Annotated in this window: 10 protein-coding genes and 1 pseudogene; 5 read left to right on the top strand and 6 right to left on the bottom strand. The window is 67.0% G+C overall.

All coding sequences use genetic code 11. The annotated features are described in order from the left end of the window. On the top strand, positions 1 to 703 hold a 703-nt coding region (locus tag KUM38_RS28780), incomplete at its 5' end, for an IS256 family transposase (RefSeq protein ID WP_217133449.1). A 214-nt stretch (positions 704 to 917) separates the two neighbouring features. Here KUM38_RS28780 and KUM38_RS28785 read toward each other — a convergent pair. From KUM38_RS28785 to KUM38_RS28805, 5 genes are all read right to left on the bottom strand, one after another. Continuing rightward, the gene (locus KUM38_RS28785) at positions 918 to 1,265 is read right to left on the bottom strand and encodes a hypothetical protein (RefSeq protein WP_217133450.1); all 348 of its coding nucleotides are present in this window, start codon (positions 1,263 to 1,265) and stop codon (positions 918 to 920) included. Positions 1,266 to 1,290: 25 nt separating this feature from the next. Beyond that, entirely contained in the window at positions 1,291 to 1,785 is a 495-nt protein-coding gene (locus KUM38_RS28790; protein ID WP_217133452.1) for a hypothetical protein, read from the bottom strand. Between the two features lie 30 nt (positions 1,786 to 1,815). After that, positions 1,816 to 2,133 (bottom strand): hypothetical protein, encoded by a 318-nt coding sequence (locus tag KUM38_RS28795; RefSeq protein WP_217133454.1) that lies wholly within the window; start codon positions 2,131 to 2,133, stop codon positions 1,816 to 1,818. Positions 2,134 to 2,174: 41 nt separating this feature from the next. Beyond that, a protein-coding gene (locus tag KUM38_RS28800) for an IS5 family transposase (protein ID WP_308409082.1) occupies positions 2,175 to 2,974 on the bottom strand; the annotation gives its coding sequence in 2 pieces (ribosomal slippage) (positions 2,175 to 2,633 and positions 2,636 to 2,974; 798 coding nt in all). A gap of 102 nt (positions 2,975 to 3,076) precedes the next feature. Beyond that, complete coding sequence (locus tag KUM38_RS28805) at positions 3,077 to 3,403, bottom strand: hypothetical protein (protein ID WP_217133456.1); 327 nt, start codon at positions 3,401 to 3,403, stop codon at positions 3,077 to 3,079. Between the two features lie 481 nt (positions 3,404 to 3,884). Between KUM38_RS28805 and KUM38_RS28810 the strand changes: the two genes are divergently transcribed. Continuing rightward, a protein-coding gene (locus KUM38_RS28810) for an IS5 family transposase (protein ID WP_217133458.1) occupies positions 3,885 to 4,687 on the top strand; the annotation gives its coding sequence in 2 pieces (ribosomal slippage) (positions 3,885 to 4,226 and positions 4,229 to 4,687; 801 coding nt in all). A 74-nt stretch (positions 4,688 to 4,761) separates the two neighbouring features. Here the strand turns inward: KUM38_RS28810 and KUM38_RS28815 are convergent. Continuing rightward, positions 4,762 to 5,655, bottom strand: coding sequence for a LysR family transcriptional regulator (locus KUM38_RS28815; protein WP_217133460.1), 894 nt, complete (start codon positions 5,653 to 5,655; stop codon positions 4,762 to 4,764). A gap of 100 nt (positions 5,656 to 5,755) precedes the next feature. Between KUM38_RS28815 and KUM38_RS28820 the strand changes: the two genes are divergently transcribed. From KUM38_RS28820 to KUM38_RS28830, 3 genes and pseudogenes are all read left to right on the top strand, one after another. Further along, positions 5,756 to 6,904, top strand: a complete 1,149-nt coding sequence (locus tag KUM38_RS28820) for a zinc-binding alcohol dehydrogenase family protein (protein ID WP_308409080.1) — start codon at positions 5,756 to 5,758, stop codon at positions 6,902 to 6,904. A 48-nt stretch (positions 6,905 to 6,952) separates the two neighbouring features. Next, a complete protein-coding gene (locus KUM38_RS28825) occupies positions 6,953 to 8,050 on the top strand; it encodes an integrase core domain-containing protein (protein ID WP_217133462.1) in 1,098 nt (365 codons plus the stop codon). A 32-nt stretch (positions 8,051 to 8,082) separates the two neighbouring features. Next, positions 8,083 to 8,482, top strand: a pseudogene (locus tag KUM38_RS28830) (transposase); the annotation flags it as partial.

Below are 8,482 nucleotides of genomic sequence, written 5' to 3' on the forward strand. Positions count from 1 at the left end.
GGACGGCCAGGTCGCGAACCGGCCGGTCTACGTGGTCATGGCCGTCACGGTTGAAGGCCATCGGGACATCCTGGGGATCTGGGCCGGTGACGGCGGCGAGGGCGCGAAGTACTGGCTGCACGTGTTCACCGAGCTGAAGAACCGCGGCCTTCAGGACGTGCTCATGCTGGTCTGCGACGGCCTGAAGGGTCTGCCGGATGCTGTCGAAACGGTCTGGCCTCGAACGATTGTGCAGACCTGTGGGATCCATTTGCTGCGGAACAGTTTCCGCTACGCGGGCCGCCAGGACTGGGACGAGATCGCCAAGAAGCTGAAGCCGGTCTGCACCGCGCCGAACGAGGCCGCGGCCACAGCCCGCTTCACCGAGTTCCAGGAGGAATGGGGCGCCAAGTATCCGGCGATCGTCCGGCTCTGGGAGGACGCCTGGGCGGAGTTCGTGCCCTTCCTCGCCTTCGATGTCGAGATCCGCAAGGTCATCTGCTCGACCAACGCGATCGAGAGCGTGAACGCACGGATCCGCAAGGCCGTCCGCGCTCGCGGGCACTTCCCGAACGAGCAGGCCGCCATGAAGTGCGTCTATATGGCGCTGATGTCGTTGGACCCGACGGGCAAGGTCCGCAAGCGCTGGACCATGCGCTGGAAGGCCCCGCTGAACGCCTTCCAGATCCACTTCGAAGGCCGGCTCACCCCGGCCACTCACTGACCGAACAACAACCAAAATCAGCCGTTAAGTTGACACTCCCGTCGGCAAGGTAGCGATCGCAGATGACGGCTGCGGCAATGTCAGTGAAAGCAACGAAGTGCTCGGCCTTGCACTCGTAACGACCTCCTGGGCATGAGGGTGGAAGCCTTCCGGGTCGAGGACGTCGCGGGCGGCGGCCGGGTCGCGGAGCCGCTCGCGGACGTCCTCGACGCCGTCAGCGGTCGGCGGGATCGGGGTGCCGTCCGGGGTCTCCTGTTCCTGGCATGGGTGCGGGGTCGGTGATGACGGGCATGCCGAGGTCAACCAGCTGAGGGCGTCCGTCGACGGGGGTGTTCTTGAGGCTGTTGAGCTTGGCCATCGCGGCGTCGAAGCTGACCTGAAGTCCCTCGACCTCGCCGAGCCAGCCGTTGGCACGGGTCTCGCGGATGCGTTCGCGGAGGTTCTGGATGATCTCGATGAGGCGGGGCTTCTGGCGGGGTCCATCTGGAGGACCGGGCAGCGGATGCAGGCTTCTCTGAACTATCGCTTGGTTCCCGCCGAATGAGCTGTCGACCTCATCCATTCCGGTAGGCACGAACCTCACGACTTCAGCACATCTTCCCGATCTTCAATGCTCGCGCCCGCTCTCCACTGTTCTCCGGGCGGATGCGCTCGGCCAGGCAGTGCCGGTGGGAGATGATGGTGTGGCTTCCTGGACCGTCGCTGCTGCGCGAGTCCAGGACGAGGGCGTCTCCACCTGGGCCCAACGTGATCGGTTCACCACAGAAGTCGCAGTTCCAGACCAGCGACTCCAGGTCGGCAGGTCGGATGGTGAGCCGCACTGATACCGGCGGATGCCAGCGGTGGATTTGCTCGATCACTGCATCGATCTGTGAACCGACGGGTGGAAAGAGCGCGAGTAGTTCGTCGTAGCTGCTCGTGGTCTGGGAGAACTGCTGGATCATGTCGATAGAGGCCGATAGACCGGCGTTCTCGTAACCAACGATCTCAACGAGAACACCCCATGGGTGATGGCTGAGGACCCTGACCTGCACCTTCTGGCCAGGCATGAGCGCAAGACTCTGCGTCTCGAACCTTTCCATGAACCGCTTCCCCATCCCTTAGAGGTCATCTCATTTGGTGTCGGGGGCACCCGAAATGAGCAGGGCAAGTTGATGCAAACGCTGGTAGTACCGATGGCCGGATGGGTCGCTGATCTGCGGAATCACTCGTTCCAAGGCTTCGACACAGATCTGGAGGATGCGCCTGTGCTGTGGATCGAGGGTGCCGCCGTTGTTGATCCACGTGTAGGCGCATCCTGCGGTGTCCGCATCGAGCAGCACCATGTCGATGTCTTCGAACTCGACGCCTCGCAGGTTGGCGGGGAACTCGGCATCGCGGTGTTCCTGCCAGAGAAGGGCTGCATTCTGAATCTGCTCGGATCTGATCACCTGGCCATACTCCTGCACACAGCAGTGTCTGCGATGTGTGTTCAGGAGCTCATGCGGCGGTAGCGGATGAGGGTGCAAGCGAGGCTCGTGAAGGCGAGGAAGTGCTCGGCCTTGCGCTCATAGCGGCGGTGGAGTCGGCGGCAGCCGGCAAGCCAGGCCACGGTCCGTTCGATGGTCCAACGGTGTCGCCCGAGTCGCCGTGAGGTCTCGACACCCTTGCGGGCGATGCGGTGCCGGATACCGCGCTGGGACAGCCATTGCCGCAGGTGGCTGTAATCGTAGCCCTTGTCGGCGTGGAGTTTGTCGGGCTTGCGTCGGCGAGGGCCCCGGCGGGACCGGATGGGTGGTATGCCCTGCACGAGCGGGATCAGGGCCTGGCTGTCGTGCACATTGGCTCCGGAGATCCCGACGGACAGGGGCAGACCGGTCCACTCGGTGATCAGGTGGATCTTCGAGCCATACTTACCTCGGCCGACAGGATTCGGCCCCGTCAGATCCCCCCTTTCAGGGCCCGCATGTTCACGGAGTCGATCGCGCACCGCGACCAGTCCGGGTCGCCTCGGGATCCCAGTTCGTCGAGGACCAGGCGGTGGAGCTTGGCCCAGACCCTGGCCTTGGTCCACTCGGTAAACCTGCGGTGGGCCGTCGCACCGGACGGTCCGAACGATGCCGCGGGCAACTGCTGCCACGTGCAACCGGACGTGGCCACGAACACGATCGCGGCCAAGACCTCCCGGTCGCCGTGGCGACGCCGACCACCGCCTTGAGGTCGCGACGGAGCCCCCGGTACCACCCGCTGGAACAGCTCCCACAACTCGTCCGGCACCAGCCGCTCAACGATCCCCGCCACGGCCGACAGCCTACCGAGCCAAATGAGATGACCTCTTAGCCTGGCACTTCGCAGCGCCGTGCTGATCACTCGCTGGGACTCCCGCTGGAACCTTCACGGGCCCTGGATTGCCTCGCAGGGCTCGAACACGGTGATCGTGACAGCGACGGCGATGGGTTGGTTCGAGTCCACATGCAGCATGAACTCGACCCCGCCGGCTTCGGTGGGGCCACCGTGCGGGACGATGTTCGATACCCACACGTTGGGCCCGTTGACCTTCAGTCTCGTGTCAATGGTGGGGCCAAACGCGCCTACAGGGTTCCATTCGGCCGCCGTCACCAAGACCGCGGAGCTGTTCTTGATGTCGAAACCGCCGATGTTGAAGTTCTTTGCGACGCGCCCCTGCTGGTTCAGGTAGAACTTTCTGAAACTGCGTGCCATTGCTTGATCCACCTCACATGAGGTATTTCGACGCCAGGGGCAATTGGTAATTCGGTGGCTAAAGGTTTTCCCGCAACTCAGATTTCACCCTGCCTGCGCCTGCTCTGCCTCGATGAACGACTTTCGCTCCTGGCTGAAACCGGACCAAACGGGAGCCCGTTGAGTGGGTGAGCTTGGACTGATGGGCGAGGTCATTGAATTGCAGGACAGCCTTTAGCGAGAACCCGGGATGAGGGCTATTCCGCTGAGACTGACACCCTCTATGGCGGGTTTTCTGTCAAGTCCCGATCCCATGCCGGGGGTCCCGGGCAGTTGGCATGTGCCGACAACAGAATGCTGCCACACGACTCCTGCCCTCGCATCCGGGCAAAGATCGGGCCTGGCATTTCCACGCCCTCGACGCAGTAGCCGAGTGGCCTGGCCCCCTTGCGGGCATATGCAGGCTTAGACGTCGTCTCATTTGGGTTCGTAATCTTGAGGCATGACGATCGTGGAGCGGCTGGTTCCGGACGGGTTGTGGGAGTTGTTCCAGCGGGTGGTGCCACCGGCGCCGACGCGTCCGCAGGGTGGTGGGCGGCGCCGGTACGGCGACCGTGAGGTGCTGGCGGCGATCATCTTCGTGGCCACCTCCGGCTGCACCTGGCGGCAGTTGCCGCCGGTCTTCGGTCCGTCGGGGCCGACCGCGCACCGGCGTTTCACCGAGTGGAGTGCCGCCCGGGTCTGGGCGAAGCTGCACCGTCTGGTCCTGGACGAGCTGGGCTCGCGCGGGGAGCTGGACTGGTCGCGGTGCGCGATCGACTCGGTGAACATGCGGGCCCTGAAAGGGGGGACCTGACGGGTCCGAATCCTGTCGACCGGGGCAAGAAGGGCTCGAAGATCCATGTGGTCACCGAGCGGACCGGTCTGCCGATTTCCGTCGGGATCTCCGGCGCGAACCTCCACGACAGCCAGGCCCTCAAGCCCCTCGTCCGCGGCATACCGCCGATCCGCTCCCGGCGCGGCCCGCGCAGGCGGCGGCCCGCCAAACTCCACGGCGACAAGGGCTACGACTACGACCACCTGCGCCGGTGGCTGCGCAAGCGGGGCATCCGGCACCGCATCGCCCGCAGGGGCATCGAGTCCTCCACCCGGCTCGGCCGGCACCGCTGGACCATCGAACGGACGATGTCCTGGCTGGCCGGCTGCCGCCGCCTGCACCGCCGCTACGAACGCAAGGCCGAACACTTCCTCACCTTCACCGCCATCGCCTGCACCCTCATCTGCTACCGCAGACTCACCAAATGAGACGACGTCCAAGCTGTGACGGCGGCGGATCCGGGCGTCAGTACCGCGAAGAACAGGCCAGCGGTGGCGGCGGCTCAGACGGTCGCAGTGATCGCTCGGGTGACGGCCGTGATCGCCGGGGCGGGGTGGCCGCCGAGGCCTGCCACGAGCACACGGCGGATCTCGGGGGGTGCCCCGTCGACGCGCAGCAGGCTTACCCCCGGCGGCAGCACTGGTGAGAGCCGGGACGGCACTGTGGTCACGCCGAAGCCGCCGGCGACCAGTTGGAGCTTCGTCAGCCAGTCGCGCGCGGAGTGGATGATGCGCGGCCGTCCGGGCAGGCCGGGCCAGACGCCGAGCAGCGGCTCGCCGCCTGATGACGGGGTGGCGATCCATGCGGCGTCGACCAGTTCGTCGACGTGCACCGTGGTGCGCCCGGCGAACTCTCCGGTCGAAGATACCGCCACGACCAGTTCGGTGTCCGCGATGGTCTCAAGGTGCAGACGGGGCGAGTCACCGTCGAAGGGCCGGTGGGGTGGGCGGGACGTCAGTAGGGCGAGGTCGAGCGAGCCCGCGCGCAGCGCCCGGATCAGGGTGCGTGTGGTGCCCTCGCGGGTGGTGACCGTGATCTGCGGGTCGGCTGCCGCGAGGTGTGCGAGTGCGGCGGGCAGGATCGCCGAACCCGCGCTCGGGACTGCCCCGAGCCGTACAAGTTCGGTCCGTGGGACGGTACCGGCGAGCTCACGCTCGGCCGCCGCGAGCGAGGCGAGGACCGTGTGGGCGTGCCGCAGCAGGGTCAAGCCGGCGGGAGTGAGCCGTACCCCGTCCGGGCGGCGTTCGAACAGGGTGGTACCGACGCTGCGTTCGAGGGCGGCGGCCTGGCGGGAGACAGCCGACTGCGTGTATCCGAGCCGGGCGGCCGCCGCCGTGAAGCTGCCGGACTCGGCGATCTGCCGCAGGACCCGCAGCCCCGCGCTGGAGATGTCCATGCGGGATACGCATACCACAGATGCCAGATCCTCGCTTCCTGCATGCTCGTCCCGCTCCTAGTGTCGATCTCAAGAGCACGGACAACACGGAGGTCATCACGTGCGAGCAGCAGTTCTGACGCGGTTCGGCGCCCCACTCGCGGTGCGGGAGGTACCGGACCCCGAGGCCGGGGGCGGTGAGGTGGTGGTCGAGGTCCTCGCCGCCAACGTGGCGCCCTACGCAGCCGAAGTATTCAGCGGCAAGCGGAAGTACCCCCTTGTCCCCCCTGTCGTACCCGGTGTCGGCGCGGTGGGGCGGATCCTCCACATCGGCCCGGACGCCACCCGGCTGCAGGCCGGCGACCTGGTGTGGTGCGACTCGACGGTGCGCTCGCGGGACGATGCCCTGACGCCCGACATCACGCTCCAGGGCTGGAGTTCGCGTGGCGAGGGCGGTGCGCGGCTCGCCGAGTACCTGCACGACGGCGCGTTCGCCGAGCTCATGCGGGTCCCGACAGAGAACGTCTTCCCGCTGCCCGCCGCGGCCGGGGAGGATCCGGCCCGCTGGGCCGCGCTTACCGTGCACACCATCTCCTACGGCGGGCTGCTGGCAGGCGGGTTCGCGGCCGGCGAGACGCTGCTCGTCAGCGGGGCCACCGGCAACCTCGGCAGCAGCGCGGTCGCGGTCGCGCTCGCGATGGGCGCGGGCCGCGTGGTCGCCCCCGGCCGCAACAAGGCCGCGCTCGACCTCCTCGCCGACCGGTTCGGTCCGCGTCTGCGCCCGGTCCCGCTGACCGGGGACGAGGCCACCGACCGCGCGGGGATGTCCGCGGCGGCCGACGGCCCGATCGACATGGTGATCGACCTGCTCTCGCCGAGCGCACCCAGCTCGGCCTCGCGTGCGGCGGCCATGACCGTGCGCGAGTACGGCCGCGTCGTCCTCATGGGCGGCGTCGGCATGCTCGGTGGCGACGACCTCGCGCTCCCGTACCCATGGATCATGCGCAACTCGATCACCGTGCGCGGGCAGTGGATGTACCCGCGCACAGCCAATGTCGGCATCATCCGGCTGCTCGCCTCGGGCACTCTGGATCTCGCCCCCGAACGGGTCCGGTCGTTCGGCCTCGATGCCGTCAATGACGCCATCACGTATGCCGCCGCGCACGGTGGCCCGTTCGACCGCACCAGCCTCACCCCGTCAGCCGTGCCCCTGCCGAAAACCTTATCCGCCCTGGTGAAAGGGGGTGAGTGGGGGTGCACGGGCGCTTGAGGGAGTGTTCTCGCGTACCTGGTGGTTGTACCGACATGATGGTCGGTCGTGCTGCTGCGACTGGCTTACCTGACCATGACCCAAGCGTTCGCCATGGTCCGCCTGTTACCGATGAGCGACCGGGACAAGGACGCGGAGATCCTCGCCCTGCGCCATCAGATTACGGTGCTTCAGCGTCAACTCGGCAAAGGCAGAGTGCGGTTCACCCCGGGCGATCGAGCGTTCCTGGCGGCGTTGCTGCACCGGCTGCCGTCGGAGGTGCTGCGCAGGGTGAGGTTGCTGGTGCGTCCAGATACGGTGCTGCGCTGGCACCGCGATCTGGTTGCGCGCCGCCACGCTGCCGCTTCCCGGCCGAAGCGCTCGGGAAGGCCGCGGACCGTGCGCTCCATCCGGCTCTTGGTGTTGCGGCTTGCGCGGGAAAATCCTGGTTGGGGGTATCGCCGCATCCACGGCGAACTCCTCGTTCTTGGGATCAAGGTGGCCGCCTCCACTGTCTGGGAGATCCTCCAGGAGGCTGGGATCGACCCGGCACCGGACCGCGCTTCCAGCACGTGGGCGGACTTCCTGCGCTCCCAGGCTGACGCTCTGCTGGCGTGCGACTTCCTGGAGACGGTCACACTGTCCGGGGCACGCCTGTACGTGTTCGCGGTGATCGAGCATGCCGGCCGCCGGATCCGAATCCTCGGCGCCACTGCGCACCCCACCGCATCCTGGGTGACGCAAGCCGCGAAAAATCTCGTCATGGACCTCGAAGACGCTGGTTGCCGGGTCAGGTTCCTGATCCGGGACCGGGACGGGAAGTTTCCCGCCCTGTTCGACACCGTCCTCAACGATGCAGGGATCCAGGTAGTACTCAGCGGAGTACGGATGCCGCGCATGAACTCGATCATGGAACGGTGGGTGCAGATCTGTCGGCGCGAGCTGCTGGACCGCACCCTGATCCGGAACCAGCGACACCTGCTCCACGCGCTACGCGAGTTCGAAGACTTCCACAACTCCCACCGGCCCCATCAAGGCATCGCCAACGCCCGCCCGCTACGCCCCTTGCCGAGGCCGATCAGCGATCCGGAGCAGATCATCCACCTCGACATACGACGACGCCAACGACTCGGCGGCATCCTCCACGAGTATCGACATACCGCCTGAACTGGGCGGATGAGCTTTTCGGCAGGCGCACCGTCGAAATCCTCGGCCGGCTCCGTTCAGACCGGGTGATGCGGCGTCCGAGACCCTCCCGCGAAGAGTTCCACCTGGCCAACCCCAGGGGCGGCCGGCCGCCCAAGCACGGCGGCGAGTTCGTCTTCGGTGACCCCACAACCTGGGGCACCGAGCAGGCCGTGACGGTCACGGACACCCGGCTCTACGGAAAGGCCACCGCACAGGCGTGGGACCGGCTGCACCCGCGGTTGACCCGCCGGGCCGCCTGGCTCGACCACGACGGGCCGCTGCCCGTCATCGAGGGCACCGTCATCCGCCTGGTCGTGGAGAAGCTGCCCAGCGGCGGAGTCAACAAGCCGGTCTGGCTGTGGTGGTCACGCACCGGCGCCACCAAAGCCCACGTCGACCGCTGCTGGCAGT

The organism is Streptomyces sp. AC558_RSS880 (genome assembly GCF_019049255.1).
Taxonomy (GTDB): domain Bacteria; phylum Actinomycetota; class Actinomycetes; order Streptomycetales; family Streptomycetaceae; genus Streptomyces.